Annotated in this window: 1 protein-coding gene; it reads left to right on the forward strand. The window is 55.9% G+C overall.

Annotated features, from left to right (window positions below; all coding sequences use genetic code 11):
* The coding region (locus tag DW724_RS15865) for a Gfo/Idh/MocA family protein (RefSeq protein WP_243105786.1) at positions 1 to 329 on the forward strand (329 nt) is incomplete at both ends.

A 329-nucleotide genomic window follows, 5' to 3' on the forward strand; every position in this document is an offset into this window, starting at 1 on the left:
TCCATCGTTATTCCGGAGCGTCCGGTCAAGGCAGGCAGCACTGAGATGGGCAAGGTTGAGAACGACGACCTCATCACCTTCCTCGTTAAGTATGAAAACGGTGCAATTGGTGACTTCTCGTCCTCCCGTGTTGCAACCGGCCGCAAGAACTACTTCTATTACGAGATTCAGGGCACCGAGGGCTCGGTAGTATACGATCTGGAGCGCATGTGCGAGGTTCAGGTTTACTTCAAGGCTGACGCTGACAAGGACAACGGCCGTGACTGCGGCTTCCGCACCGTACTGCTCAACCCGCAGCACAAGGGCTTCAAGTACTTCCAGCCGGCAGG

The organism is Butyricicoccus sp. AM27-36 (assembly GCF_003480945.1).
Classification (GTDB): domain Bacteria; phylum Bacillota; class Clostridia; order Oscillospirales; family Butyricicoccaceae; genus Agathobaculum; species Agathobaculum butyriciproducens.